Raw genomic sequence first — 25,614 nt, forward strand, 5'->3', positions numbered from 1 at the left:
AGCCGGCGCGGCGCCGTGGACGGTCCGCCGTTGCGGGGTAACCGAAAAGCGCTGGGCCGGGAGGGAATCAGGCGGCGCGGCGGCGCCAGGCGTGCAGGCGGCCGAGCGCCTGCCAGCGGTAGTGATTGAGGTGGTACATCGTGCGGATCTCGTCGGTCCAGCGCGTATGCCACTCCATGACCTTGCCGTAGAACTCGATGCGCCGCACGCGTCCCTCGTCGAACAGGCGGCGGCAGGCTTCCTCGCGCATCAGCAGCGCCGGGGAATAGTGCGCGGGCACGCGCTCGTCGTAGGCGGTCTTGAGCACGACGATGCAGTCGCCCTCCTCGATGCACAGGTCCATCGCCACCAGTTCCTCGCCGAACCAGTAGCGGTAGACGCTGCCGCGCCCGAGGGCGCAGGACGCTTCCAGCAGCGCGCGGTAGAAGCGCCCCTGCGCGTTGTCGGCCGCCACCGCGGTGCCGGCGCGGCCCTTCCACCCCGTACTCTCCAGGCGCCCGTAGTCGGCGACCGCCTGCGCCATCCGTTCCGGCGCGCGCCAGACCTCCAGGCGCGGCGCGATGCCGGCGCCGGCCAGGCGGTTGCGCTGCTTGCGCAGGTTGGCGCGCAGGTTCTTGCCGCGGCCGTTCCACCAGCTGTCGAAATCGCCGGCTACGCTGATGCGCGCGGTGTCGATGTAGTCGTCGGTGCTGGCGCGGGGACCGGCCGGGCGCGGCAGCAGGAACGGGTCGCACTGGGTCAGCCCCGCCAGCAGCGCGCATCCCGGCAGCGCGCGCACCAGGCCGGCCAGCAGCGCGTCGGTGTCCAGGCCGGGGCGCTGCAGCCACGGCCCGACCGGCGCCTGGGACGGCTGGAACGTAGCCCAGCGGCCCGCGCCCTGGGGCGCGAGCACGGCGGCGGCGGCCGGGCCGGCGGCGTCCTCGCACAGCGCCAGCAGCTCGGCGCCGGCGCCGAAGGCGTCCAGCAGGGCGCCGACGACGTAGCTGTCCAGCACCGGCGCGCTCGGCCCCGTCGCGCGCAGCGCATCCCAGCGCGCCGCGTGCGCCATGAAACCGGCGGCGGGCAGCAGCGTCCACTTCATGCGGGGAACACCTCGTCCAGGCGCGCGCGCAGCCAGTCGAATTCGTCCGGCGCCAGCTCCTGGTGGCAGGGGAAGGCCAGCACGTGGCGCGACAGGTAGGCGCTGTGCGGGCAGCGTGCCGGGTCCATGCCCGGCCATAGCGTCTCGGCGAAGCGCACGACCGGCACGCCCAGCCGGCGGACGCGCGCGAACGCGGCGTCGGCGTCGTCGACCAGCAGCGGGAACAGCCACGGGCAGACGCCGTCCGGCAGTTGGGCGAACAGCGGCCGGCAACCCGGCCGGCCGGCCAGCAGCGCCTGCAAGGCCTGGTAATGGCGCCGCCGCAGCGCGACGATGCGCTGGCGCGACACGCGCGCCAGCAGCAGGCGCGAGAACGCCGACGTGCGCTTGTCCAGCCAGTGCGGATCGAAGCTGGCGTCGCTGTCGGAGGAGCCGGGCGCCAATGCCACCGCCGCCGCCCCCGCTCCCGCGGCGGCGCGGCGGCCGGCCTTGATGCGGCGCCACAGCAGGTCCTTGGCGCGCAGCGGCAGCGCCAGCAGCGCCCGCAGCGCGCCCAGGCGTCCATAGGAAAACGCATATTCGAGCGTGGCCAGCGCCGCCTTGGCCTCGAAGCCCTTGCCGGCGGAGCGCAGCGCGACCCCGTCCAGCGCGTGGCGCGCCGACACCAGCGCGCCGCCCTCGTACATCGGGAAGAATTTCATCGTGCTGGCGATCGCATAGTCGCCATGGCTGCCGAGCGGCTTACCCGCATGTTCGCCGAAGAAGGCATGGGCGCAATCCTCGACCAGGGCGATGCCGCGCGCGTCGCACCAGGCGCGCAGCGCCACGAGGTCCTGCGGGAAGCCGAAGTAATGGGTCGCCACCAGCACCCTGGCGCCGGCGTCGCACTGCGCGGCGATGTCGCCGAGGTCGGCGCGCGCCTGCGCGTCGACGCGGTAGAAGCGCGGCGTCGCCCCGCGCCACAGCACCGGCGGCACCATCGACAGGCTGTGGTAGGCCGGCAGCAGCACGGTGTCGCCCGGCCCCACGCCCAGTTCGCGCAGCGCCAGGGCCAGCGCGATCCTTCCGCTGGTCACCAGGCGCACGGCCGGCGCGTCCAGCACGCCGGGCAGCGCGCGCGCCGGCGCGCCGCGCACGCGGCGCAGCGATGCCGCCGACAGGGGCGGCACCAGCGGCACGCGCGGACGCGCCGGCACGGCGGCGGCGGCGCCTGCGGCAGGGGAAGACGGCGTCATGGATTCGGTTGGGACGGGCACGGGGTATCGTTTCGACGTTGCTCGACACGAATGGTAACATTGCAATTTGGCTTTTCCATGCACGGTCGGCCGTCGCCCGCCGCCGGCCCGACAGCGCGAACCGTTTATTCCGATGAGCGACCTGATCCACGACTTCATTTTCGCGTCGGCGCAGCGCGCGCCGGCGGCGCCGGCCCTCGTCCACGGGACGACCCGGCTCGACTACGCCACGCTGGCCGGCACCGTGCGGCAGGCCGCCCATGCGCTGCTCGGCGCCGGGCTGGCGCGCGGCGAACGGGTCGCGGTCTACCTCGAAAAGCGCGTCGAGAACGTGGCCGCGCTGTTCGGCGCCGCGCTGGCCGGCGGCGTGTTCGTGCCGGTCAATCCGCTGCTCAAGCCGGAGCAGGTCGCCCACATCCTGGCCGACTGCGACGTGCGCATCCTGGTCACGTCGGGCGAACGCCTGGCGCAGCTGGCGCCGCAACTGGCGCGCTGCCCCGGCCTGCGCACCGTGTTCGTCACCGGCGCGACGCCACCGGATGCGGCGACCGGCATGGCGCTGCATGCCTGGGACGAGGCGCTGGCCGGCGCCGCGCCGCGGGCGCCGCACCGGCGCATCGACACCGACGTCGCCGCCATCCTGTACACCTCGGGCAGCACCGGCAAGCCGAAGGGCGTGGTGCTGTCGCACCGGAACATGGTGGCGGGCGCGCGCAGCGTCGCGGACTACCTGGCGCTGGTGCCGGACGACCGCCTGCTGGCGGTGCTGCCGCTCAGCTTCGACTATGGCCTGAGCCAGCTCACCTGCGCCTTCCTGGCCGGCGCCAGCGCCGTGCTGCTGAACCACCTGTTCGCGCGCGACGTGGTCGACGCCGTGGCCGCCCACGGCATCACCGGCCTGGGCGCGGTGCCGCCGCTGTGGAACCAGCTGTCGCGGCTGGCCTGGCCGGACGGCTGCACGCTGCGCTACATCACCAACTCCGGCGGCGCCATGCCCGGCGCCACGCTGGCCGCGCTGCGCCGCGCGCTGCCGCGCGCGCAGGTCTTCCTGATGTACGGCCTGACCGAGGCGTTCCGCTCCACCTACCTGCCGCCGGACGAGATCGACCGCCGTCCCGGCTCGATGGGCCGCGCGATCCCGAACGCCGAGGTGATGGTGGTGCGGCCCGACGGCACGCCCTGCGCGCCGGACGAGCCGGGCGAACTGGTGCACCGCGGCGCCCTGGTGGCGCTGGGCTACTGGAACGATCCGGCCAAGACCGCCGAGCGCTTCCGCCCGGCCCCTGGCCAGGACCCGGGCCTGCCGCTGGTCGAGATGGCCGTGTGGTCGGGCGACACCGTGCGCCGCGACGCCGACGGCTACCTGTACTACATCGGCCGCGCCGACGACCTGATCAAGGTGTCGGGCTACCGCGTCAGCCCGACCGAGCTGGAAGACGCCGTGTATGCCCTCGGCAGCGTCGACGAGGCGGTGGCCTTCGGCGTGCCGCATCCCGAACTGGGCCAGGCGATCGTCCTGCTGGCCGCCAGCAGCGCCGCCGACGCGCCCGATGCCGCCACGCTGCGCCGCGCCTGCCAGCAGCGCCTGCCGGGCTGGATGGTGCCGGCCCACGTCGAGGTGCGCGCCGGCGCCTTCCCGCGCAACCCCAACGGCAAGATCGACCGCAAGACCCTGGCCCTGCCCTTCCTGAACCTGTTCGAGACCAGCCCCCCATGAGCACCAAGCCCGTCCACGCCGCGATGCACCAGTTCGCCGTCGCCGGCGGCGAACTGCTGGTCGGCGGCATCCCGCTGTCCCGGCTGGCGCTGCGCGTCGGCCGCACGCCGTTCTACGCCTACGACCGCGCCCTGCTGACGCAGCGCGTGCGCGATACCCGCGCCGCCCTGCCGGCGGCGCTGCGCCTGCACTTCTCGGTCAAGGCCAATCCGATGCCGGCCGTGGTGCAGCACATGGCCGCCCTGGTCGACGGCCTCGACGTCGCCTCGGCGGGCGAGATGAAGACGGCGCTCGACACCGGGTTCGACCCGGCCCACGTCAGCTTCGCCGGTCCCGGCAAGACCCCGGCCGAGCTGGCCCAGGCGATCGCCGCCGGCATCCTGCTGAACGTCGAGTCGGACCGCGAGATCGACACCGCCGCGCGGATCGGCGACGAGCTGGGCATCGCGCCGCGGGTGGTCGTGCGCGTCAACCCGGACTTCGAGCTGAAGGGATCCGGCATGCGCATGGGCGGCGGCGCCAAGCCCTTCGGGATCGACGCCGAGCGGGTGCCGGACAGCCTGCGCCGCCTGGATGCGCTGGGCATCGCGCTGCAGGGCCTGCACATCTTCGGCGGCTCGCAGAGCCTGAAGGCCGACGCCATCGCCGACAGCCACGCGCGCGGCGTCGAGCTGGCGCTGCAGCTCGCCGGCGAGGCGGGACGCGCGCTGCCGGGCCTGTACCTGGGCGCCGGCTTCGGCATCCCCTATTTCCCGGGCGAGCAGCGGCTCGACCTGGCGCCGGTCGCGGACAACCTGGAACGCTGCCTCGCGCGCCTGGACGCCGCGCTGCCGGGCACGCGCCTGTCGCTGGAATCGGGGCGCTACCTGGCGGGAGAGGCCGGCATCTACGTCGCGCGCGTGGTCGACCGCAAGGTCTCGCGCGGCCAGGTCTTCCTCGTCACCGACGGCGGCCTGCACCATCACCTGGCGGCCTCCGGCAACTTCGGCCAGGTGATCCGCAAGAACTACCCGGCCGCGATCGGCAACCGCATGGACGCCGCCCGCGCGACGGAAAACGTGTCCGTGGTCGGGCCCCTGTGCACGCCGCTGGACGTGCTGGCCGAGCGCATGGATCTGGCGCAGGCCGACATCGGCGACCTGGTGGTCGTGTTCCAGTCGGGCGCCTACGGCCTGTCGGCCAGCCCGACCGCCTTCCTGGGCCATCCGGCGCCGGCCGAGGTGCTGGTCTGAGCGGCCGGCGTCCCGCCATGCCCAACCTGCGCCGCTCGCTGGTCATCACCTTCCTGTCGTCGACCGGCGCGACCGTCCTGCAGTTCGCGGTCAGCCTGATGCTGGCGCGTATCCTCACGCCGGCGGAGATCGGCGTGTTCTCGATGACGGTGGTGTTCACCAACTTCGCCCACGTGTTCCGCGACTTCGGCGTGTCGGCCTACATCCAGCGCGAGCAGGACCTGACGCCGGACAAGCTGCGCTCCGCCATGGGCGTGCTGTTCTTCACGTCCTGGCTGATCGCCACCATCCTGCTGCTGGCCAGCGCCGCGATCGGCGACTGGTTCGCCGAGCCGGCGATCGTCCCCGTGCTGCGGGTGCTGGCGGTCGGCTTCTTCTTCATCCCGTTCGGTTCCGTGACCAACGCCCTGCTGGCCCGCAATTTCGAGGCCGGCAAGGAGGCGTTCCCGGTCGCCGTCGGCACCGTCTGCTTCTGCGTCAGCTGCGTCACGCTGGCCAAGCTGGGCTTCGGCAGCCTGTCGCTGGCCTACGCCAACCTGATCAACATCATCGCCTGCACGCTGGCCTACATCCCGATGCGCCCCAAGGGCCTGCCCTGGCTGCCCTCGTTCAAGCACTGGCGCGGCGTGGCGCACTTCGGCCTCGGCTCGCTGGCGTCGAGCACGGCCGACACCGTGAACGGCTCGATTCCCGACATCGTGCTGGGCAAGCTCGGCACCGCGCGCCAGGTCGGCCTGCTCAGCCGCGCGAATTCGACCGTGACCATCTTCGGCTACGTGGCCGGGGCCACCGTCAGCTACGGCGCCGTGTCTTACCTGGCCCAGCTGCACCACCGCGGCGAACCGCTGGCGCCGATGCTGGCGCGCGCGTCCACGCTGCTGACCGGGATCGGCTGGCCGGCGCTGGCCCTGTCCGCCGTGCTCGGGCGCGACATCGTGCTCGCGCTGTACGGACCGGCGTGGCTGGACTGCGTGCCGGCGATCCTGCCGCTGGCGCTGGCCGGCGCGATCGGCATGGCGTTCCACTACATCCCGATCGCCCTGACCTCGATCGGCCGGCCCTACCTGGGCGCGGTGCCGAACCTGGTCTCGCTGCTGGCGCGCATCGGCTTCGGCGTGGCGCTGTTCGACGGCAGCCTGGAACGCTTCGCCTGGGCCCTGTGCCTGGCCGGCGCGGTGACCGCCCCGTTCACGCTCGCCCAGCAGCGGCGCCATTTCGGCTACGGCATCGGCGCGATGCTGCGCAACCTGGCGCCCAGCGCCGCCGTGACGCTCGGCACCGCGGCGGCGGCGTGGATGCTGGACACCCTGCTGCCGCCCGCGCTGCCGGCGCTGGCCCGGCTGCTGGTCATGGCGCTGCCGCTGGCCGCCGTCTGGTACCTGCTGCTGCGCGCCACGCGCCACGCGCTGGCGGGCGAGGTGCACCGGCTGGCGGCGCCGGTCAAGGCGAAACTTGCGCTGCTGCGCCCGAATATATAATGGCGCCATGGCGCGCCGCCGGTGGCCGCGCCGCAACCGGAATGAGCACCATGTACCTTGACGATGTAAAGACCACCCTGATCGACGTGCTGAACCTGGGCCCGGCCGGCCAGGCCCTCGACGCCGATTCGCCGCTGCTGGGCAGCCTGCCCGAGCTGGATTCGATGGCGGTCGTGAGCCTGATCGGCGCGCTCGAGGAGCGCTTCGACATCGAGATCGGCGACGACGACCTCAGCGCCAGCACCTTCGAGACCCTCGGCAGCCTGGCGGCGTTCGTCGCCGCCAAGCGCGCCGGATGACCGCGCCGCCGGGCCACGGCGGCATCCAGGCCGAGCCGTTCTTCCTGGACGGCGCGCCGGGCCGGCGCTTCTGCCTGTACCACCCGCCCGCCGGCCGCTGCCGCGGCGCGGTCCTCTACGTCCACCCGTTTGCCGAGGAAATGAACCGTGCACGCCGCATGGCCGCGCTGCAGGCGCGCGCGCTGGCGGCGCAAGGCTACGGCGTGCTGCAGATCGACCTGTACGGCTGCGGCGACAGCGGCGGCGACTTCGGCGACGCCCGCTGGGAGATCTGGAAGGACGACCTGGCGCGCGCCGCGGCCTGGCTCGACGCCCGCCTCGGCCAGCCGCTCACGCTGTGGGGCCTGCGCCTGGGCGCGCTGCTGGCGCTCGACTTCGCACGCGACCGCGTCGCCCCGCATGCCGTGCTGCTGTGGCAACCCGTGACCAAGGGCTCGGCCGGCCTGACGCAGTTCCTGCGCCTGCGCATGGCCGGCGACCTGCTCGGCGAGGGCGCCGCGCCGGCGGGCACCAATGCGCTGCGCGCCGCGCTGCAGGCCGGCGAGACGCTGGAGATCGCCGGCTACGACCTGGCGCCGGCGCTGGCCGCCGCCCTCGACGCCCTGCCGCCGCTGGAAGCGCTGGCGCCGCCCTGCCCCGTGCACTGGTTCGAGGCGCTGGGCAGCGTCGGCCAGGCGCTGCCGGCCGGCGCGGCGCGCATCGCGGCGGCCTGGCGCGAGCGCGGCGTCGACCTGGCGCTGCATGCGCTGCCCTGCCCGCCGTTCTGGACCACGCCCGAGATCGCGGTCGACCAGGGCTGGCTGGACGCGACCTGCGCCGCCCTCGGAAAGGCCGGCGATGTCCATTGACGAGCGCGCGCTGACCTTCGACTGCGGCGGCGACCGGCTGGTCGGCATCCTCGCCCTGCCCGCGCAAGCGCCACCACACGCGCGCGGGGTGCTGGTCGTCGTCGGCGGTCCGCAATACCGGGCCGGCAGCCACCGCCAGTTCACCCTGCTAGCGCGCGACCTGGCCGCCGACGGCGTGCCCGCGATGCGCTTCGACTACCGCGGCATGGGCGACAGCGAGGGGGATATGCGCGATTTCGAGGCCGTCGCCGACGACCTGCGCGCCGCCGTCGACGCCTTCGTGGCGGCCGTCCCCGGCCTGCGCGACGTGGTGCTGTGGGGCCTGTGCGACGGCGCCTCGGCGATCGCCATGCATGCGGCCACGGATGCGCGCGTGGCCGGCGTGGTGCTGCTCAACCCGTGGGTGCGCAGCGAGGAAGGCATCGCCCGCGCCACCCTCAAGCATTACTACCGCGCGCGCCTCGTCGATCCGGCATTCTGGCGCAAGCTGCTGGGCGGGCGCTTCGACGTCGCCGGTTCCGTCAAGTCGATGCTGGGGCTGGCCCGCGCCGCGCGCGAGCGCCCGGTCGCGCCGACGACGGCGCCGTTTCCGCTGCGGATGCGCGCCGGCCTGCGCGCCTTCGGCGGCCCGGTGCTGGTGATCACCAGCGGCGCCGACCTGACCGCGCGCGAGTTCTGCGACCTCGCCGGCGCCGACAAGGAGTGGAAACGCCTGCTGGCCGCGCCGCGCGTGACGCGGCGCGAACTGGACAAGGCCGACCACACCTTCTCGCGCCGCGCCTGGCGCGACCAGGTGTCGCGCTGGACGCGGGAGTGGCTGCGAAGCTGGTGACGGCGTTTCAGGCCGACGGCGCCTTCCCCTGGTCCGGCGCCGCGCGCAGGCAATCGTTGAAATCGTCGAACGCGCCATACGCCCGCACCGGGCCCGCGCCGCACAGGGCCATGCCCTGGCCCGCGCCGCGCCGCTGGGGCGCGCCGCCGCGCCAGGAGAAATCGCCGTCCAGCGGCGCCGCGAACAGGCGCCGCACGCCGTGGTAGCCCACGTAGGACGGCCACAGCGACGCCGTCTCGTTGTCGCCCAGGTGCAGCAGGCCGCCGTCGCGCGCGCGGATCGGGCCGTCCACCAGGTTGCCGTCCAGGCGCGCGCTGCTGGTCGCGAAGCGCACGTCGATGCCCGCCGTGTCGACGACGGTATTGTCCTCGACGCGGCTGTCGGCGGCGCCGTTGAGGTAGATGCCGACGTCCGAGCAGGCCGCCACCAGGTTGGCGCGGATGGCCGCGCCCTGCTGCTCGACGATGCAGCGGCCGTCGCGGCAGAACGGCTTGTCGGTGCCGCCGCCGCCCAGCGACAGGCCGACGCGCTGGCCGGGCAGGCCGCGCAGCCGGTCCTCGCACCAGACCAGGTTGCGTTCGAAGACGTTGGCGCCGCCGCCGCCCTTCACGAACGCGCCGTAGCTGACGCGGTTGCCTTCCAGCTTGACGAAGTCCTTGATGACGTTGGCGCGGATGGTCCAGCGGCTGGCCGCCACCAGGTCGATCGGCACGACCGGATTCGCGGTCCGGCGCGCATGCGTATTGAACAGGGTGTTCGATTCCAGCAGGCCGTCGTCCGGGAATGCGCCGCCTTCGCCATTGATCTTGACGTGGGCATTGAAATCGGCGACCGCATTGTTGACCGCGGCAAAATGGTGGGCGGCGCCAATGACGTGGAACGCGTGCTCGCACTGGCTGTCCTCGCCGCAGGTGCCGCGGATGGCCAGGTTCTCGAAGCGCCAGTAGGGTGCGCTCACGCGGAATCCCTCGACCTGGGCGAACTCGATGCGCACGCTGCCCGGCTGCGCCGCGCGCACGACGATCGGGGCGTCCGCGCGACCGGGCCGGCTGGCGTCCAGCGGCCGCCCGGCGAAGCGGTAGTCGCCCGGCGCCAGCGTGATCGTCTCGCCCGGCTGCGCCTGGGCCAGGGCCTGGCGCAGGCCGTCGGCCTCCATCACCAGCGTGCCGCTTCCGGCCGCGCCGGCCGGGAGCGGCTGCGCGCCCAGCGCCAGCGCGCGCAGTTCGGCCGCGCCCGGGGGACCGGCCGGTTCGCCGCGGTCCAGCTGCAGCAAGGTACGGCTGGCGAAGGCGCCGGCGGCGACGATGGCGGGATTGTGGCCGCTGCTGCGCTTCTCGACGTAGGGCGCGAGCGCGCGCGGCGCCAGGCCGAGGTGCTCGACCACGGCCGCCGCCGCGCCCAGGCCGGCCAGCGCCAGCACGGCCGCGCCGGCCAGCAGCAGGCCGGCGCGCCGCCCGCCCCGTCCGGCCCGGCGGGCGCGCCGCGGACCTGCGCTCATGCGCTGGCCTTGATGCCGTGGCGTCCCATCAGGTCGTACATGGTCGGGCGGCTGATGCCCAGCATCTCGGAGGCCTTGACGATGTTGCCGTCGGTGCGCGCCAGCGCGCGGGCGATGGCCTTGTACTCGGCCTCGTCGCGCACCTGGCGCAGGTTCAGCGGCTCTTCCTCGGCGCCGGCGTCGGGCAGGCCCAGGTCGTCGGCGACGATGGTGTTCCCGTCGGCCATGATGACGGCGCGCTTGATGCAGTTTTCCATCTCGCGCACATTGCCCGGCCAGGCATAGGCTTCGATGGCGGCGATGGCGTCCGGCGCGAAGTGCAGCGAGGCGCGCGCTTCCTGGGCGCAGAACTTGTTCTTGAAATGGTGCGCCAGCAGGGCCGCGTCGCCCTCGCGCTGGCGCATCGGCGGGATCGTCACGACGATCTCGGACAGGCGGTAGTACAAGTCTTCGCGGAAGCGTCCCTGGGCGCACAGTTCCTTGAGCTTCTGGTGCGTCGCGCAGACGATGCGCACGTCCACCGGGATTTCCTCGTGGCCGCCGATGCGCTCGATCACGCGCTCCTGCAGGAAGCGCAGCAGCTTGGCCTGCAGCGGCATCGGCAGGTCGCCGACCTCGTCGAGGAAGAAGGTGCCGCCGTGCGCCAGCTCGACCTTGCCCTTGGTCTGCTTGGCGGCGCCGGTGAAGGCGCCCTTCTCGTAGCCGAACAGTTCGCTCTCCAGCAGGTTTTCGGGAATGGCCGCGCAGTTGATCGCCATGAAGCGTTCCTTGGCGCGCGGCGACAGCGCATGCACGGCGCGCGCCAGCACTTCCTTGCCGGTGCCCGATTCGCCCAGCAGCATGACGGAGGCCGAGGTCGGCGCCACCTTCTCGACGGTGCGGCACACCTTCAGCATGCCGGGGTCGCGCGAGATCACGCCGGCCAGCGGCGAATCGGCCTGCGACTGCTGCATGCGGCGGTTTTCCTGCTGCAGGTTGTACAGGAAGAAGGCGCGCTGGATCACCAGGTTCAGCACCTCGGGATCGACCGGCTTCTGGTGGAAGTCGTAGGCGCCCATCCCGATCGCCTTGACGGCATTGCTGTGGTCCTGGTTGCCGGTCAGGACGATCACGCGCGTGTCCGGCGCCAGCGCCAGGATCTGCTGCAGCGTGGCCAGGCCCTCGGTGGCGCCGTCCGGGTCGGGCGGCAGGCCCAGGTCCATCGTCACCACCGCCGGCTCGTGGCGGCGCACCTGGGCCAGCGCGGCTTCGCGGTCGCCGGCCACCACCACCTCGTAGGCATCCAGGCTCCAGCGCAGCTGCTTCTGCAGGCCCGGGTCGTCTTCGATGATCAGCAGTTTCTGTTTTTGTTGTGTCATGGTTCCTCTGTCAGGCGATCGTTGCCGTGGTCGCGGCCGCGCTGCGCTGCAGCGGCAGCACGACCCTGAAGGTGGTGCCCTGGCTGGGCCGGCTCGTCACTTCGAGCAGGCCGCCCAGTTCGTTGATGTATTCGCGGCTCTCGAACACGCCGATGCCCATGCCGGCCGCCTTGGTCGACTCGAAGGGCTTGAACAGGCGCTCGCGGATGAATTCCTCGCTCATGCCGGCGCCGGTGTCGGCGATCTCGATCTCGGCGGCGTCGCGGCCGGCGCGCTGGCCGACCCGCACCGAGACGGTGCCGTCGCGCGGCGTGGCCTCGATCGCGTTCTGGATCAAGTGACCCAGCACGCGCTCCAGGCGCTCGCGGTCGGCCACCACCACCAGGCCGGCCTCCTCGACCACCAGTTGCGGATGCGGCTCGAAGGCGCTCTTGAGGGCCATCGCCTGGCGCACCACGTGGTCGACGGCCAGCGGCTGCGGCTTGGCCACGGCGTTCTCGGTGCGGCCGAGCTTTTGCAGCATCAGCTTCATCTTCTGCACCGAGTGGTCCAGCGTCTCCAGCATGTCGCGCTGGAATTCGGGATTGTCCTTGTGCTTTCCGGCGTTGGCGTTCATCAGCGACAGCTGCGCCACCAGGTTCTTCAGGTCGTGCACGACGAAGGTCGACATGCGGTTGAACGATTCGAACTGGCGCGCCACCATCAGCGCATTGGCCGCATCGTCCTGCGCCAGGTGGCTGGCGGCCTGGCTGCCAGCGATCTCCAGCAGGTCGAAGATTTCCCAGTTCAGCTTGAGCGGGCTGCGCGCGCGCTGCAGCACGACGAAGCCGAACAGCGTTTCCTGCAGCATCAGCGGCACCACCAGCCAGCGGCGCGGGATGTCGAGCAGCCAGCCTGGCACGACCAGGCCCTCGTACTTCTCGGGATGGGCGAGGTAGTCGTCCAGGTCGACCACCCACTGGGTGCTTTCGAGGAAGCGGCAGAACGCCGAATCGGCCGGCTCAGTGCTGGCCACGGCCGGCGCCTGCCAGCGCGCGCGCTGCGCGAAGCCGCCGCCGTCGCTGCGCTGCCACAGCGCGCCGCCGGGACTCTCGACCAGCGCGGCCAGCGCCTGCAGCGCGCGCTCGCCCAGGTGCGGGCCGCGCTCGGACAGCGTGCGCGTGAAGCGCATCCATTCCTCGCGGTAGTCGTAGTTGTAGCGGAAGAAGTGCTTGCTGATCGAGACCTTCAGCCAGGCGCGCGCGCTGCCCGAGAACAGGATCACGCCCAGCAGGCAGACGGCGCCGAACAGGAAGCCGGTCTGCATCACCGTGCCCCAGCTGCCGCCGACGTAGCGCAGGTAATAGCCGACCGAGCCCATGGCCAGCAGGTAGATCGCGGAACCGAACAGTGCCGCCGAATGGAACACCACGCGGCGCGACACCGCGAACGACGTGGTCCAGGACTTGCGGCGCGAGATCGAGGCGGCCAGCAGCGGCACGGTCAGGGCGTTGATCACGCCGCGCGCCGTCCACACGTCCGGATTCATCTCGCGGAACAGCATGGTGTTGCTGTACAGGTAGAGGTCGTAGGCGAACATGCCGCCGATGCCCAGGCAGGCGAACTTGATCGCCCAGCGTTCCTCGACGGTGCGGTTGCGGTACACCTGCTCGACCAGCAGCATGCCGTACACGGCCAGGCCCATGAAGGCGCCCAGCAGCGGCACGCCGAGCACGTGCATCAGGTCGGGGTCCAGCCAGCCGGCGCCGATGACGGCCAGCACCACGAGGTAGGCGGCGGCCGCCGCCAGCAGCGACGGGCGCAGCGCGCGCAGGCGCGGCGGCTGGCCGTCCGGCTCCACCTGCTCCGCATGGCGCCAGTTGCCCAGCAGGGCCACCAGGAACAGCGACCAGGCGCCATCGCGCACCACTTCCAGCATGCCGCCCAGGGGACTCCACAATACCTGGCGCGACGCGTCCCAGGCCAGCGCCGCCGCCCAGGCCGCGGTGGCCAGGCAGGCCAGCGACAGGGCGCCGCGCTGGGCGCGGCCGCGCCAGCCCGACAGCACGGGCAGGCCCAGCACCAGAAAGCCGATGGCGGCCAGGGTATAACTGGAAGCGGCGATATTGGTCACGATGCTGCTGGGCACGAATGAATGTAAACCGCGGCCGCCGGCTTGCCGGCACGACCGCGGACTGGAATCAGCGCCCGCTACGGAACAGCACGACCTTCAGGGTGTCGATCAGGATCAGGACGTCGAGGAACAGGCTGTTGTTCTTCACGTAATACAGGTCGTACTGCAGCTTCTGCAGCGCGTCCTCGGCCGAAGAACCGTAGCCGTAGCGCACCTGGGCCCAGCCGGTGATGCCCGGCTTGACGCTGTGGCGAACATTGTAATACGGAACCACTTCGATCAGCTGTTCAACAAAGTACTGGCGCTCGGGGCGCGGGCCGACGAACGACATCTCGCCCTTGAACACGTTGAGGATCTGCGGCAGCTCGTCGATGCGGGTCTTGCGCATGAAGTTGCCGACGCGGGTGATGCGCGGATCGTTCTGCTGCGCCCACTGCGGCTTGCCGCCCTTTTCGGCGTCGGTGCGCATGCTGCGGAACTTGTGCACGCGGAAGGTCTTGCCGTCCTTGCCGACCCGCTCCTGCGAGTAGAACACGGGGCCGCGGTCTTCCATCCACACAGCCAGCGCGGCCAGCAGCATGACCGGGAAGGTCATGGCCAGGATCAGCACGCTGCACACGAGGTCGAAGCAGCGCTTCATGAAGCTGCGCACGTAGCTCTGGTCGAAGCCGCCGCCGAACACCAGCCACGAAGGCTGCAACGAGTCGACGCGGATCTGGCAGGTCTCGCGCTCGAAGAAGGTGGCGGCGTCGGTGACCTTGAGGCCGGCCAGCTTGCACTCGAGCAAGTCCTTGATCGGGAAGCCGCCGCGGCGGTTCTGCACCGACACCACGATTTCCTCGACGTTGTGCTGGCGCGCGATCGCCAGGATCGACTCCCCTTCGCGCGACTGCAGCAGGCTGCCCGAGGGCACGCACAATTCCTCGGTCGGCGTCGGGACGAAGCCGGTGATCTTGTAGCGGTGGTAGCTGGCGCTCTGGCGCGCCAGGTCGCTGCACTCCTTGGCCAGCGGACCGCTGCCGAGGAACAGGATGCGCGTTTCCATGAAGCGCAGCTGCGAGCTCTTGAAGAACGCCATGCGCGCCAGGAAGATGCCGGCGCCGGAGATGCCGAACACCAGGGCCAGGATGCCGCGGCCGAAATACAGGTCGGGCGCCACGTAGAACACCAGCGTCAGGATCAGGAAGCCCATCAGGAACGAGGGCATCAGCTTCATGAAGAAGGGATTGCGCAGCCCTTCGTTGAAGTCGAGCTGGTACATGCCCATCGCGCTCATGCTGAAGATGATCGCGGCGGCGAAGGCGATCGCCGAGGTGAAGAAATGGTCGAGGTGTTCGAGGTTCGTCAGCGACACCGCCTGGCCCAGGTCGATGAAGCGCACGGCGGCGCCGATATAGGCGGCGCCGAGCAGCACCAGCACTTCGACGAACAGCAGGACGAAGACGATCTTCGAGACGTAATGGTTTGCAATCCTAAGCATGCGAGCCTCCGGTATTCTGTCTAGTTTTTATTGTGAATACGAATGCATGCGCACGACGCGCGACGGCATTCCGATAAATAATTGCCTGGTGGAAATTTTTTTGGCGTTAGCTCGCCCATATTTCTTACCGTTTTTCATTGCTGACCAAGACAGGGGGTCCGGCAGGAAGAGACCCGCCGCACGACTTTCGCTATTATGCCGGGCGAATCCTCCCGCCCGGCCCATCAGTATCACTTTTATCGTTTTTTGTTGCTCATAAACGCCAGACGCAGTAGCCGGCATCGCGGATCTGCTTCGGATCGAACTGCGCCTTCACGTCGACGAAGCAGCCGCCCTCGGTCAGCTTCTTGCCGATTTCGGGCATGCCCATCTCCAGCAAATCGCGGTGCGCGACCGCCGCGATGAACGCGTCGGCGCGCGGCAGGTCGTCCCACGCTTCCAGTTCGATGCCGTATTCGTGGAAGGCTTCCTGCGCGTCCGCGACCGGATCGTGCACGTGCACTTCGACGCCGTAGGAACGCAGTTCGTGGACGATGTCCGCCACCTTCGAGTTGCGCAGGTCGGGGCAGTTTTCCTTGAACGTCAGGCCGACCACGTTGACCTTCGATCCCTTCACGTGGAAGCCGGCCTCGATCATCGACTTGACCGTCTTTTCCGCGACGAACTTCGCCATGCCGTCGTTGATGCGGCGGCCGGCCAGGATCACTTGCGGGTGGTAGCCGATCATCTCGGCCTTGTGCGTCAGGTAATACGGGTCGACGCCGATGCAGTGCCCGCCCACCAGGCCCGGACGGAACGGCAGGAAGTTCCATTTGGTGCCGGCCGCTTCCAGCACCTCCAGGGTATCGATACCGATCTTGTCGAAGATGATCGACAGTTCGTTCATCAGCGCGATGTTCAGGTCGCGCTGGGTATTCTCGATGACCTTGGCGGCCTCGGCCACCTTGATGCTGGACGCGCGGTGCACGCCGGCCTCGACGACAGTCTCGTACATGGCGGCGATGCGCTCGAGCGTCTCGTCGTCGTCGCCGGACACGACTTTCATCACATTGGTCAGCGTGTGCTTCTTGTCGCCCGGATTGATGCGCTCGGGCGAGAACCCGACGTGGAAATCTTCCTTCCACTTCAGACCCGAGTGGCGCTCCAGCACCGGGATGCAGATTTCCTCGGTGGCGCCCGGATAGACGGTCGATTCGTAGATGACGATCGCGCCGCGCTTCATGTGGCGGCCGACGCTCTCGCTGGCGCTGATCAGCGGCGCGAAATCGGGCACGTGGGCGATGTCGACGGGCGTCGGGACGCCGATCAGGATGTAATCCGCCATGGCCAGCGCGGCCGGATCGTCGGTGACGGTCAGGTAAGTTGCTGCACGCAATTGCTCGCTCGACACCTCGTCGGCGGGATCGATGAAATTCCGATAGCTTTCAATCTTGCTCGTCGACAAGTCGAAACCGATCGTCGCGCCTCTTTTACCGAATTCGACGGCCAGGGGCAGACCTACATACCCCAGCCCGACTACTGCAATGACTTCATCTGGCTTCATAATTATCCGTCCACAAAGTTTTGCATGTGTGATAACTCTGGCTCTTAGTACGGAAGATGGAAGCTCAACATATGCGCGGTATTTGTCCTGAAATAACAGAGACTTAGCCATGATCCCGGCTGTCCCCGGGCACCGTGTTCCGGAAGCCCGGCCGCCGCACTGCCGAGCGGCCGTACGTGACGAGATATTAACATTTTCTGAGTTACAAGTTATTAGCAAAACCTATTGTGCGCAACATTAGCCATCGCCATCGAAATAACTCGACGGGCAGACGCAGTTTCGTCAAAGCGACGGTACGACATGCAGAAAAATGAGGCTGGGCCAATTCACCGACAACAAAGAACGTTCATCCTCATCGCGATGCCATGGCGACAGGCGCGGGGTTGCGGCGCCGGACAGGCAGGCCGGTTCCCGCGGCGTGCCGCGGATGCCCTCGGCGCACGCGCCAAGCAGGCATGCGACGAATGAAACCAGACTGATACGATCCAGTATAGCCGGTAAATCTTGGTTACGGAAACGGGTGAGCGGTAGCAGGAACGTTCGCGCGGCAAATTCCTGCCAAATGTTTCCTATTCGTCGACATTTGGCGACACGTTGTCGCGCAATCCCAACGATCACATCGCCTGGATGCTTGAATACCTGATGTACGGAGAAATAAATTGCGCAAAAACAAGTGATCTCTTGCCGTGACGGCAGGGAACATTGTCATGTGCAAGGAATCGGGGGAAATGGCGCGGCTGGCTGGGATCGAACCAGCGACCCTTGGCTTCGGAGGCCAATACTCTATCCACTGAGCTACAGCCGCGCTGGGTGTGGATGCGAAGGATACAACCTTTCCTGCATGGCGTCTACGAGATCCGACGGCAACGGTCAGGTATTGCGTTTCGAGCAACCATCTTTGATCTATAATCCGTGCTGGACGGCATTGCACCCCAAGCATCCGTGACGCAAGTGCCGAGTACAGGTTTTTTCAGGTTTTTAAGGAAATCATGAGCGACGCACATAATGAACAATCCTTCATCAGGACCCCCAAGCAGCTGATCGTCGTGGTCGCCGGCTTCTTCCTGGTGATTGTCCTCGGCATCATTCTCCTCGTCACGTTCGTCACCAACAAGCCGCTGGGCGGCGCCGGTTCCACGGGCCAGAGCGCGGAAGCCGTGACGGCGCGCATCCGGCCGGTCGCCGAGGACGGCTATGTGTTCAAGGACGCCAGCGGGCCGAAGGTGCTGCAGACCGGCCAGGCGATCTATACGTCCACCTGCGCGGCCTGCCACGGCGCCGGCGTCGCGGGTGCGCCCAAGATGGGCGATGCCGGCGCCTGGGGCGCGCGCATCGCGCAGGGCTACGACACGCTGGTCAAGCACGCCATCGAAGGCATCCGCGCGATGCCGGCCAAGGGCGGCAATCCGGACCTCGACGACGTCGAGGTGGCGCGCGCCGTCGTCTACATGAGCAACCAGAGCGGCGCCAAGTTCAAGGAGCCGGAAGTCCCGGCCGCCGGCGCCCAGCCGGCCCAGGCGGCCGCACCGGCGGATGCCGCCGCGGCCCCGGCCGCCGCTCCCGCCGCAGCACCCGCTGCTGGCGCCGCGCCGGCCGCCACGCCTGTCGCCGCCGCCGCACCGGCCGCCACCGGCGCCGCCGCCGGCAAGACCGTCTACGACGCCACCTGCGTGGCCTGCCACGGCGCCGGCATCGCCGGCGCGCCCAAGTTCGGCGACAAGGGGGCATGGGCGCCGCGCATCGCCCAGGGCAATGCGACGCTGTACGACCATGCCATCAAGGGCTTCCAGGGCAAGACCGGCATGATGCCGCCGAAGGGCGGTTCCGCCGCTCCCGATGCGGACGTGAAGGCCGCCGTCGACTTCATGGTGACCGCGGCCAAGTAATACGCCGGTCGCGCCCGTACCAAAGACAATGCCCCGCACGAGCGGGGCATTGTCTTTTCCGGCATGGATGCCGTTGGCGGCATCCGCGCGGGTCAGGCCTGGCGCCGGCGGCGGGCGGCCGCCACGGCGGCCATCAGGCCGATGCCGCACAGGAGGATGCTGTCCGGTTCCGGCACGGCGGCGGTTTCCTCGCCGACCAGGAAGGCGATGCTGAAGCCGGCGACCGTGCGCGCATCGATGTTTTCCTCGCCGAAGGCAAACAGGTTCTGCACGTCGGGGAAGATGCCGTCCCAGGGATCCGGGTTGGTGACGATCTGTTCCAGGTTGTCGAACGTGGCGATCACGTTGTTGGCCGCATCGAAGAAGTACAGGGTGGCGGCGCGCAGCGCCGGCGAATCCAGCAGGTCGAGGCCGTTGCCGTCCGCGGCGCCGATGCCGAAGACCAGGGCTTCGTCGCTCGTGGTGAACAGGGTCGCGCCCGTACCGTTGGGGTCGCTGGCCCGCAGCGAGATCGTGATCAGGCTCTGGCCATTGTCCTGGACCATTTCCGATTCGCTGACGACCAGGTTCACGTCGCGGTACGAGGTCTGCTCCGCGATGTTGTCGAACGTCGTCGTGGCCAGTACGGCGCCGGGATCGTTCGTGCCCTGGATGTAGAACGAATACGACGAACCGGCCTGCACATAAGGCAGCGCCGCCGCCGGCAATGCCGTCGCACCGGCGCCCAGCAGCAGCAGCAGTGAAAACAGGTATTTTTTCATGTTATCCCCTTGGTGAAATCAGCAAATGTGAATGATTAAGCAATTACCGTTCCATCACCATAAACATTGATAAATCAATCACTTGCGAAAGTTTCCCGGGGTCATTGATATGTGTTGTAAAAAATGTCGACAGAGTAATATATTGATTGCATTCGGCATGTATGCAACAGTTGGTTAATCCAGGATAGGCAGTCAGGACAATCGATTTATTTCAATAAATAAATTATTAGTAGTAAATTGGCAAATCGATGCATTCCTAGGGAGAAGCGCGATTTCTGTATAAAAATTAATCGCCGAAAGTATATTTCATGAAATTTTTATGTGTCTAAATCACATATTCCAAACATCAATGTTATTTTTGTAATTATTATTAATTACATATTTCAAGTAACAACTCCTTACAAATATCCGGACCGAAACCTCGTATCCTGCGACTTTCCAGCAGGAATAACTGCCGATAAGCACTTTTACGAGGAATAGATAATGCAACAACCGGTTTCGAACGTTTCGCGCACCAAGGGTTCTTCCGCTTTCCGCTTCACGCTCCTGCTGGCCGCCATGGCCGCGACGGGAACGGTGTCCGCCGCCACCCTGTCGGTCGGTCCGGGCAAGACCTATGCGGCGCCCTGCGCCGCCTTTGCCGCCGCCAGGGATGGCGACGTCGTCGAGATCGACGGCAGCGCGACCTACCGCGGCGACGTCTGCGGCATCTACCGTAACGGCCTGACTGTCCGCGGTGTCAACGGCCGCCCGAAGATCGAGGCGAATGGCGCCAATGCCATGGGCAAGGGGATCTGGGTCGTGGCCGGCAACGACGTCACCATCGACAACGTCGAGATGTCGGGCGCCAGGGTGGCGGACAAGAACGGCGCCGCGCTGCGCCTGGAAGGCACCAAGTTCACGCTACGCAACAGCTTCCTGCACGATAACGAGAACGGCATCCTGAGCGGCGCCAATCCGAACAGCGACGTCCTGATCGAGAACAGCGAATTCGGCCACAACGGCTACGGCGACGGCTATTCGCACAACCTGTACATCGGCAACGTCAAGAGCCTGACCTTCCGCTATAACTATGCGCACGATGCCAACGTGGGCCACAACCTGAAGTCGCGCGCGAACGTCAACACCATCGCCTACAACCGCTTCTCCAGCCTGGCACCGGGCCAGGCCGGCACCACGGCGGCCGGCCAGCCGAGCTACGAGATCGACCTGCCGAACGCCGGCACGTCCTACGTGATCGGCAACGTGATCCAGCAGCCGGCGGCCAACCAGAACCCCACGCTGCTGGCCTATGGCGAGGAAGGCGCGAGCAATGCCGGCAAGGATTTGTATGTGGTCAACAATACCTTCCTGAACGACTATGGTTCGGGCGGCACGTTCGTGCTGGTCGGTTCCGGCGTCACGACGCCGGTCCTGCTGCAAAATAATATTTTCGGCGGCGTGGGCACCGTGACGAACCAGTCGAACGCCATCGACCGGACCAATTACCGCTCGGCCGCGCCGGGCTTCGCCAACCGGGCCGGCTACGACCTGCACCCGGCCGCGAACGCGCAGGTGGTCGACGCCGGCTCGGCGCCGGGCAAGTCCGCCGCCGGCGTGGCCCTGGCGCCGGTGGCCCAATACCGGCACAGCGCGGCGGGCGAGACCCGGCCGGCGCGCGGCCAGCTCGACATCGGCGCCTACGAGGCGGCGACGGCCACGGCCACCCCGACGGTACCGGCCACCGCAACCTGGACCGCCTGCGCCAGCGAGAACGGCACCTGCGCGGTGCCGGGCACGCGCCAGGTGCGCTACGGCGCCGGCGGCAAGTTCGCCACGAAGACCGTGACCGGTTCGGTGCGTTGCTCGAACTCCGTGTTCGGCGATCCGGCCGTCGGCATCGTGAAGTCCTGCAGCTATTCCAGCGTGGCGCGCTGATCCGCAGGACCTGGTGTCACTCGCGCCCGCCCGTCTCGTCCAGCGCGAGGCGGAACGCGGGCGGGATGCCGGCGGCCGCGTACAGGCGCCGCCCGACGTCCCAGGAGCCCTTCATCGACAGGTGGTGCTTGTCGAAGTACAGGCTGGCGCGGTCCGGGCCGTAGGCCGAACAGATGCCACCGGGACAAAGCAGCGTCTCGACGTCGAAGTAGGCGACGCCCGCCTGCCCTTGCGCGTAGCGGCGCAGGCTGGCGTTCACGCGGACGATCTCATCGAGCATGGGGTTGGTGCCCGCCGCGCAATCCTTGAAGGGGAAGCGCAGGGCCTTTTCGCGGCACAGGCGGTCGTATTGCGTGATGACCGGCACCTTGCCGAGCAGGATCACCCGCTTGCCCGCCGCCACGTAGCCGTCGACCTGCGCGAACAGCGTGGGCAGGAATTGCGGGGAATTGCGCTGGTATTCGCTCCACGAGCCGCCGAGGATGATCACGTCGGCCGCGGCGATCGCCGCGCGCCAGACCCGCTGCGACGCCGTGCAGTCGGCGATGCGGCGCGCGTCGGCGAAGCGGGCGACGTCGCCGAACACCGGCGGGCAGGAACCGACCTCCAGGTTGCGGAAGCGGAAGGCCCCGTGCTCGGCGAAGGTGGCGACGATGCCGACGTAGTGGGCCGCGTTCGAATCGCCCATCAGCAGGATGCGCGCGGCCGGCAGGCTGCCCTTGCCCAGTGCGCAGCGTGGATTGTCCAGTTCGCCGGGGGCGAGGACCTTGCGCTGGCAGACGTAGTCGAATGCCGTGGTCGGCAGGTCGAGCGCGCGCAGCGCGGCGAGCGAACGCGCGTAGGCGGCGCTGCCCGCGGGCAGGAAGCGCTCCGGGTAGACGAAGGCCAGCGACACCCCGGCCAGCACGACCGATCCGGCGGCCCAGCCGACGAAACCGGCGCGCCAGCCGATCCGGTTCCCGCGCCGCGCTGGCTGTTCGACGAAGCGGTAGGTCAGCTCGGCCAGCGCCAGCGTGGCGCAGAAGATGGCCGTGCCCGCGGCCAGGCCCGGCTCGCCATAGCCGTAGCGGTAGAAGGCCAGCAGCGGCCAGTGCCACAGGTAGGCGGAATAGGAGATCGCGCCGATCCGGCGCAGCACGGGCGTCCCCAGCAGGCGTGAAACGACGCTGGTGCCGTTGGCGCCGCCCAGGATCAGCAGGGCGGCGCCGGCCGTGGGCGGCACGGCCCACCAGCCGGGAAAGACGAGGCGCTCCGACAGCAGCGCGATCGATGCCAGCACCAGCGCCAGGCCGCTTGCGGCCAGCGGCGCGGCGCAGCGCGCCACGGTGCGCAACTGGCCGGGCGTGCCGGCCACGACGACGGCCGCGGCCAGCGCCCCGAGCAGCAGCTCGCCGCAGCGGCTGGGCAGCATGTAGTAGGCGAATCCCGGGCTGTGGGCAAACGCGGCCTGGCCGAGCGCGAACGAGGCCGCCGCCACCAGCGCGATGGCGCCCGCCAGCGCCGCCAGGCGCCAGCGGCACAGGGCCAGCGCGACGACCGGCCAGACCAGGTAGAACTGTTCCTCGACGCCCAGCGACCACAGGTGGAGCAACGGCAGCTCGCTGCTGCTGGCGGCAAAATAACCGGTGTCCTGGAACAGCCAGAAATACACGTTGGCCATCGAGGCGAAGGACCAGACGGCCGACTTGGCCGCCGCGCGCGCGTCTTCCGGCAGCAGCATGAACTGCGCCACGGCCAGCGTCGCGAACACCACGACCGCCATCGCCGGGGCGATCCTGCGGATGCGGCGGAAATAGAAATCGACGAACGAGAACGTACCCTCGCGGCCGGCCCTGAAGATGTGGGCGCTGATGAGGTAACCGGAAATCACGAAGAACACGTCCACGCCGGCGAAGCCGCCGGGCAGCAGGTCCTTGTCGATGTGGAAGACGATGACAGCGAGCACGGCGAGCGCGCGCATGCCGTCGATGTCCGGCCTGTAGCCGAGCGCGTCCGGCATGCCCAGTGCGGCGTGCGCGTCCCGTTTCATGGTTTCCCCTGTCCTGCTCCGCGCGGCGCGCGGGTTTGTTGTTATTGATGACTCGTATCGATAGCCAAAAATACAGCGTCGTGTAATGACAGTAAATGAAAACCTGAAAAACGATGCCGGCATGCCACACGCGCGGGGCGCCCATGAAAAAACCCCGGGGCCTTGCGGCTCCCGGGGTCGTGTCCCTGCGCGGTACGCCAGGGTCGATGCTTACCAGATGATCACGCGGTCCTTCGGCGCCAGGTACATCTTGTCGCCCTGCTTGACCTTGAACGCCTCGTAGTAGCCCGGCTGGTTGCGCAGCGTGCCGTTGGCGCGGAACTGGCCCGGCGAGTGCGGGTCGGTCTTGACCTGCACGATCTGCTGCTGCTCGCGCATCTTGGTGCGCCATACCTGGGCCCAGCCCATGTACAGGCGCTGTTCGCCGGTCAGGCCGTCGATCACCGGGGCCTTCTTGCCTTTCAGCGAGATCTGGTAGGCCTTGTAGGCGATGGCCAGGCCCGAGTTGTCGGCGATGTTCTCGCCCAGCGTCAGTTCGCCGTTGACGTGGTAGCCCGGGATCGGCTCGAAGGCGTTGTACTGGTTCACCAGCATCGCGGTCTTGGCCTTGAAGTTCTTGTGGTCGGACGCGGTCCACCAGTCGCGCAGGTTGCCGTCGCCGTCGTACTGGGCGCCCTGGTCGTCGAAGCCGTGGCTGATCTCGTGGCCGATCACGGCGCCGATGCCGCCGTAGTTGACCGCGTCGTCCGCATTGGCGTCGAAGAACGGCGGCTGCAGGATCGCGGCCGGGAACACGATCTCGTTCATCTCCGGGTTGTAGTAGGCGTTGATGGTCTGCGGCGTCATGCCCCATTCGTCGCGGTCGATCGGCTTGCCCAGCTTGTTGATCTCGCGGTCCGCCTCGACGATGCGCGAGCGCATCACGTTGCCGACCAGGTCGTCGCGCTTGACGACGAGGGCCGAGTAATCCTTCCACTTGTTCGGGTAGCCGATCTTCGGCGTGAACTTGGCCAGCTTGGCCTGGGCTTCCTTCTTGGTCGCCGGGCTCATCCAGTCGAGCTTGTCGATCGACTGCTTGTAGGCGGCCAGCAGGTTCTTCACCAGCGCTTCCATGCGCGCCTTGCGCTCGGCCGGGAAGTACTGCTCGGTGTACAGCTTGCCCAGCGCCTCGCCCTGCGAACGCTCGATGGCGCCCACGCCGCGCTTCCAGCGCGGCTCGATTTCCTTCACGCCCGACAGCGTGGTGCCGTAGAAGTCGAAGCGCTCGTCGACGAAGGCCTTCGACAGGAAGCTGCCGTAGGATTCGATCAGGTGCAGCGACAGGTAGGCCTTCCAGGTGTCCAGCGAGGTCTTGTCGGCCACGCCGACGAAGCCCTTCAGGTAGGTCGGCTGGCTGACGATCACGTAGGTGACCTTGTCGCTCAGGCCGGCGGCCTTCAGCCAGGCGTTCCAGTCGAAGCCCGGGGCGATCTTGCCCATGTCGGCCAGTTCGACCTTGTTGTAGGCCTTGATCGGGTCGCGCAGCTCGACCTTGGTCCACTGCACCCTGGCGATCTCGGTCTCGAAGTCGACGATGGCCTTGGCGTTCGCGGCGGCGTTCTTGTCGCCGGCCAAGGCCAGCATCTTCTGCACGTGCTCCTGGTACTTGGCCTTGGTGGCGGCCAGCTTGGCGTCGTCCGCCTTCAGGTAGTAGTCGCGGTCCGGCATGCCCAGGCCGCCCTGGCCGATGTCGGCCACGTACTTGGTCGAATCCTTGTTGTCCTGGTGGATGCCGAAGTCGAACGGCACGCCCACGCCGATCTTGCCCAGCTGCGCCAGCAGGGCCGGCAGCTCGGACTTGTCCTTCAGCGCGGCGATCTTCGCCAGTTCCGCGTTCAGCGGGGTCACGCCCAGCTGCTCGAGGCGCGCCTCGTCCATGAAGCTGGCGTAGAAGTCGCCGATGCGCTGGGCGTCGGTGCCCGCGGCCGGCTTGCCGCCGGCGACCTTCTCGATGATGCCGCGCAGCTGCGGCAGGGTGTTCTCGCGCAGTTCCATGAACGAGCCCCAGCTCGACTTGTCGGCCGGGATCTCGACGGTCTTCATCCATTTGCCGTTCAGGTAATCGTAGAAGTCGTCCTGCGGGCGCACGGACGGCTCGATGTACTGGGTAGCGATGCCGGAGGTCAGCGCCGGGCCGGCCTTGCCGTTGTTCTTGGCGGCGGCGCCTTCGGCCGCATGGCCCAGGCTGGAGATCAGCGCCAGCGTCAGTGCGCTCAGCAGGTATTGCTTCTTCATCGTGATGTTCCCTCGTGGTCTTGGGTGGATGCG

The 25,614-nt window shown here is 68.5% G+C and carries 18 protein-coding genes and 1 tRNA gene; 8 read left to right on the forward strand and 11 right to left on the reverse strand.

The features are described 5' to 3' along the window. Positions 1 to 67 precede the first annotated feature (67 nt). Together QZ749_RS22105 and QZ749_RS22110 are read right to left on the reverse strand one after the other, a co-directional pair. Positions 68 to 1,081 carry a GNAT family N-acetyltransferase gene (locus tag QZ749_RS22105; protein ID WP_296951544.1) on the reverse strand — a complete coding sequence of 338 codons (1,014 nt, stop codon included), beginning with the start codon at positions 1,079 to 1,081 and terminating at the stop codon, positions 68 to 70. Then, on the reverse strand, positions 1,078 to 2,337 hold the full coding sequence (locus tag QZ749_RS22110; RefSeq protein WP_296951547.1) for a DegT/DnrJ/EryC1/StrS family aminotransferase: 1,260 nt from the start codon (positions 2,335 to 2,337) through the stop codon (positions 1,078 to 1,080). Before QZ749_RS22110 ends, QZ749_RS22105 begins: the two co-directional genes overlap by 4 nt. Before the next feature lie 112 nt (positions 2,338 to 2,449). Here QZ749_RS22110 and QZ749_RS22115 point away from each other — a divergent pair, with 112 nt between their 5' ends. Genes QZ749_RS22115 through QZ749_RS22140 form a run of 6 tightly spaced genes read left to right on the forward strand, consistent with a single transcriptional unit; the run spans position 2,450 to position 8,722 of the window. Next, a complete protein-coding gene (locus QZ749_RS22115; protein WP_296951550.1) occupies positions 2,450 to 4,033 on the forward strand; it encodes an acyl-CoA ligase (AMP-forming), exosortase A system-associated in 1,584 nt (527 codons plus the stop codon). Next, positions 4,030 to 5,265 carry a pyridoxal-dependent decarboxylase, exosortase A system-associated gene (locus QZ749_RS22120; RefSeq protein ID WP_296951553.1) on the forward strand — a complete coding sequence of 412 codons (1,236 nt, stop codon included), beginning with the start codon at positions 4,030 to 4,032 and terminating at the stop codon, positions 5,263 to 5,265. Before QZ749_RS22115 ends, QZ749_RS22120 begins: the two co-directional genes overlap by 4 nt. A 17-nt stretch (positions 5,266 to 5,282) precedes the next feature. Beyond that, positions 5,283 to 6,743, forward strand: a complete 1,461-nt coding sequence (locus tag QZ749_RS22125; RefSeq protein ID WP_296951556.1) for an oligosaccharide flippase family protein — start codon at positions 5,283 to 5,285, stop codon at positions 6,741 to 6,743. A 50-nt stretch (positions 6,744 to 6,793) separates the two neighbouring features. Further along, on the forward strand, positions 6,794 to 7,042 hold the full coding sequence (locus tag QZ749_RS22130; RefSeq protein WP_296951558.1) for an acyl carrier protein: 249 nt from the start codon (positions 6,794 to 6,796) through the stop codon (positions 7,040 to 7,042). Further along, entirely contained in the window at positions 7,039 to 7,890 is an 852-nt protein-coding gene (locus QZ749_RS22135; protein WP_296951561.1) for a hydrolase 2, exosortase A system-associated, read from the forward strand. The genes QZ749_RS22130 and QZ749_RS22135 overlap by 4 nt, the downstream gene beginning before the upstream one ends. Further along, positions 7,880 to 8,722, forward strand: a complete 843-nt coding sequence (locus tag QZ749_RS22140; RefSeq protein WP_296951564.1) for a hydrolase 1, exosortase A system-associated — start codon at positions 7,880 to 7,882, stop codon at positions 8,720 to 8,722. Before QZ749_RS22135 ends, QZ749_RS22140 begins: the two co-directional genes overlap by 11 nt. 7 nt (positions 8,723 to 8,729) lie before the next feature. Here the strand turns inward: QZ749_RS22140 and QZ749_RS22145 are convergent, their stop codons facing one another. From QZ749_RS22145 to QZ749_RS22170, 6 genes are all read right to left on the reverse strand, one after another. Then, positions 8,730 to 10,220 carry a right-handed parallel beta-helix repeat-containing protein gene (locus QZ749_RS22145; protein ID WP_296951568.1) on the reverse strand — a complete coding sequence of 497 codons (1,491 nt, stop codon included), beginning with the start codon at positions 10,218 to 10,220 and terminating at the stop codon, positions 8,730 to 8,732. After that, on the reverse strand, positions 10,217 to 11,578 hold the full coding sequence (gene prsR / locus QZ749_RS22150; protein WP_296951571.1) for a PEP-CTERM-box response regulator transcription factor: 1,362 nt from the start codon (positions 11,576 to 11,578) through the stop codon (positions 10,217 to 10,219). The genes QZ749_RS22145 and prsR overlap by 4 nt, the downstream gene beginning before the upstream one ends. Positions 11,579 to 11,588: 10 nt before the next feature. Then, positions 11,589 to 13,691 carry an XrtA/PEP-CTERM system histidine kinase PrsK gene (prsK, locus tag QZ749_RS22155; protein ID WP_296951575.1) on the reverse strand — a complete coding sequence of 701 codons (2,103 nt, stop codon included), beginning with the start codon at positions 13,689 to 13,691 and terminating at the stop codon, positions 11,589 to 11,591. Between the two features lie 67 nt (positions 13,692 to 13,758). After that, positions 13,759 to 15,171, reverse strand: coding sequence for a TIGR03013 family XrtA/PEP-CTERM system glycosyltransferase (locus tag QZ749_RS22160; protein ID WP_296951576.1), 1,413 nt, complete (start codon positions 15,169 to 15,171; stop codon positions 13,759 to 13,761). A 253-nt stretch (positions 15,172 to 15,424) separates the two neighbouring features. After that, a complete protein-coding gene (locus QZ749_RS22165; RefSeq protein ID WP_296951579.1) occupies positions 15,425 to 16,714 on the reverse strand; it encodes a nucleotide sugar dehydrogenase in 1,290 nt (429 codons plus the stop codon). Between the two features lie 729 nt (positions 16,715 to 17,443). Continuing rightward, positions 17,444 to 17,519 (reverse strand) — tRNA-Arg (locus QZ749_RS22170). Between the two features lie 184 nt (positions 17,520 to 17,703). On the opposite strand from QZ749_RS22170, the gene QZ749_RS22175 reads away from it, so the two are divergent. Continuing rightward, positions 17,704 to 18,600 carry a cytochrome c5 family protein gene (locus QZ749_RS22175; protein ID WP_296951582.1) on the forward strand — a complete coding sequence of 299 codons (897 nt, stop codon included), beginning with the start codon at positions 17,704 to 17,706 and terminating at the stop codon, positions 18,598 to 18,600. Positions 18,601 to 18,692: 92 nt separating this feature from the next. On the opposite strand, the gene QZ749_RS22180 is transcribed toward QZ749_RS22175, so the two are convergent. Beyond that, positions 18,693 to 19,361, reverse strand: coding sequence for a PEP-CTERM sorting domain-containing protein (locus QZ749_RS22180; protein WP_296951585.1), 669 nt, complete (start codon positions 19,359 to 19,361; stop codon positions 18,693 to 18,695). Positions 19,362 to 19,844: 483 nt separating this feature from the next. On the opposite strand from QZ749_RS22180, the gene QZ749_RS22185 reads away from it, so the two are divergent. Beyond that, positions 19,845 to 21,278, forward strand: coding sequence for a right-handed parallel beta-helix repeat-containing protein (locus QZ749_RS22185; protein ID WP_296951587.1), 1,434 nt, complete (start codon positions 19,845 to 19,847; stop codon positions 21,276 to 21,278). A 16-nt stretch (positions 21,279 to 21,294) separates the two neighbouring features. Here QZ749_RS22185 and QZ749_RS22190 read toward each other — a convergent pair whose 3' ends face one another. Both QZ749_RS22190 and QZ749_RS22195 read right to left on the reverse strand, forming a co-directional pair. Then, the gene (locus tag QZ749_RS22190; protein ID WP_296951589.1) at positions 21,295 to 23,307 is read right to left on the reverse strand and encodes an acyltransferase family protein; all 2,013 of its coding nucleotides are present in this window, start codon (positions 23,305 to 23,307) and stop codon (positions 21,295 to 21,297) included. 210 nt (positions 23,308 to 23,517) lie between these two features. Next, entirely contained in the window at positions 23,518 to 25,581 is a 2,064-nt protein-coding gene (locus tag QZ749_RS22195) for a M13 family metallopeptidase (RefSeq protein WP_296951591.1), read from the reverse strand. Positions 25,582 to 25,614: the final 33 nt, after the last annotated feature.

Origin of the sequence: uncultured Massilia sp. (assembly GCF_913773735.1) — a bacterium.
Taxonomy (GTDB): Bacteria; Pseudomonadota; Gammaproteobacteria; order Burkholderiales; family Burkholderiaceae_D; genus Telluria.

Bases quoted from the DNA above. Each gene is read 5' to 3' on its own strand.
- QZ749_RS22105 (WP_296951544.1), bottom strand. From the start codon at position 1,081: ATGAAGTGGACGCTGCTGCCCGCCGCCGGTTTCATGGCGCACGCGGCG.
- QZ749_RS22115 (WP_296951550.1), top strand. From the start codon at position 2,450: ATGAGCGACCTGATCCACGACTTCATTTTCGCGTCGGCGCAGCGCGCG.
- QZ749_RS22120 (WP_296951553.1), top strand. From the start codon at position 4,030: ATGAGCACCAAGCCCGTCCACGCCGCGATGCACCAGTTCGCCGTCGCC.
- QZ749_RS22125 (WP_296951556.1), top strand. From the start codon at position 5,283: ATGCCCAACCTGCGCCGCTCGCTGGTCATCACCTTCCTGTCGTCGACC.
- QZ749_RS22130 (WP_296951558.1), top strand. From the start codon at position 6,794: ATGTACCTTGACGATGTAAAGACCACCCTGATCGACGTGCTGAACCTG.
- QZ749_RS22135 (WP_296951561.1), top strand. From the start codon at position 7,039: ATGACCGCGCCGCCGGGCCACGGCGGCATCCAGGCCGAGCCGTTCTTC.
- QZ749_RS22140 (WP_296951564.1), top strand. From the start codon at position 7,880: ATGTCCATTGACGAGCGCGCGCTGACCTTCGACTGCGGCGGCGACCGG.
- QZ749_RS22145 (WP_296951568.1), bottom strand. From the start codon at position 10,220: ATGAGCGCAGGTCCGCGGCGCGCCCGCCGGGCCGGACGGGGCGGGCGG.
- prsR (WP_296951571.1), bottom strand. From the start codon at position 11,578: ATGACACAACAAAAACAGAAACTGCTGATCATCGAAGACGACCCGGGC.
- QZ749_RS22160 (WP_296951576.1), bottom strand. From the start codon at position 15,171: ATGCTTAGGATTGCAAACCATTACGTCTCGAAGATCGTCTTCGTCCTG.
- QZ749_RS22165 (WP_296951579.1), bottom strand. From the start codon at position 16,714: ATGAAGCCAGATGAAGTCATTGCAGTAGTCGGGCTGGGGTATGTAGGT.
- QZ749_RS22175 (WP_296951582.1), top strand. From the start codon at position 17,704: ATGAGCGACGCACATAATGAACAATCCTTCATCAGGACCCCCAAGCAG.
- QZ749_RS22180 (WP_296951585.1), bottom strand. From the start codon at position 19,361: ATGAAAAAATACCTGTTTTCACTGCTGCTGCTGCTGGGCGCCGGTGCG.
- QZ749_RS22185 (WP_296951587.1), top strand. From the start codon at position 19,845: ATGCAACAACCGGTTTCGAACGTTTCGCGCACCAAGGGTTCTTCCGCT.
- QZ749_RS22190 (WP_296951589.1), bottom strand. From the start codon at position 23,307: ATGAAACGGGACGCGCACGCCGCACTGGGCATGCCGGACGCGCTCGGC.
- QZ749_RS22195 (WP_296951591.1), bottom strand. From the start codon at position 25,581: ATGAAGAAGCAATACCTGCTGAGCGCACTGACGCTGGCGCTGATCTCC.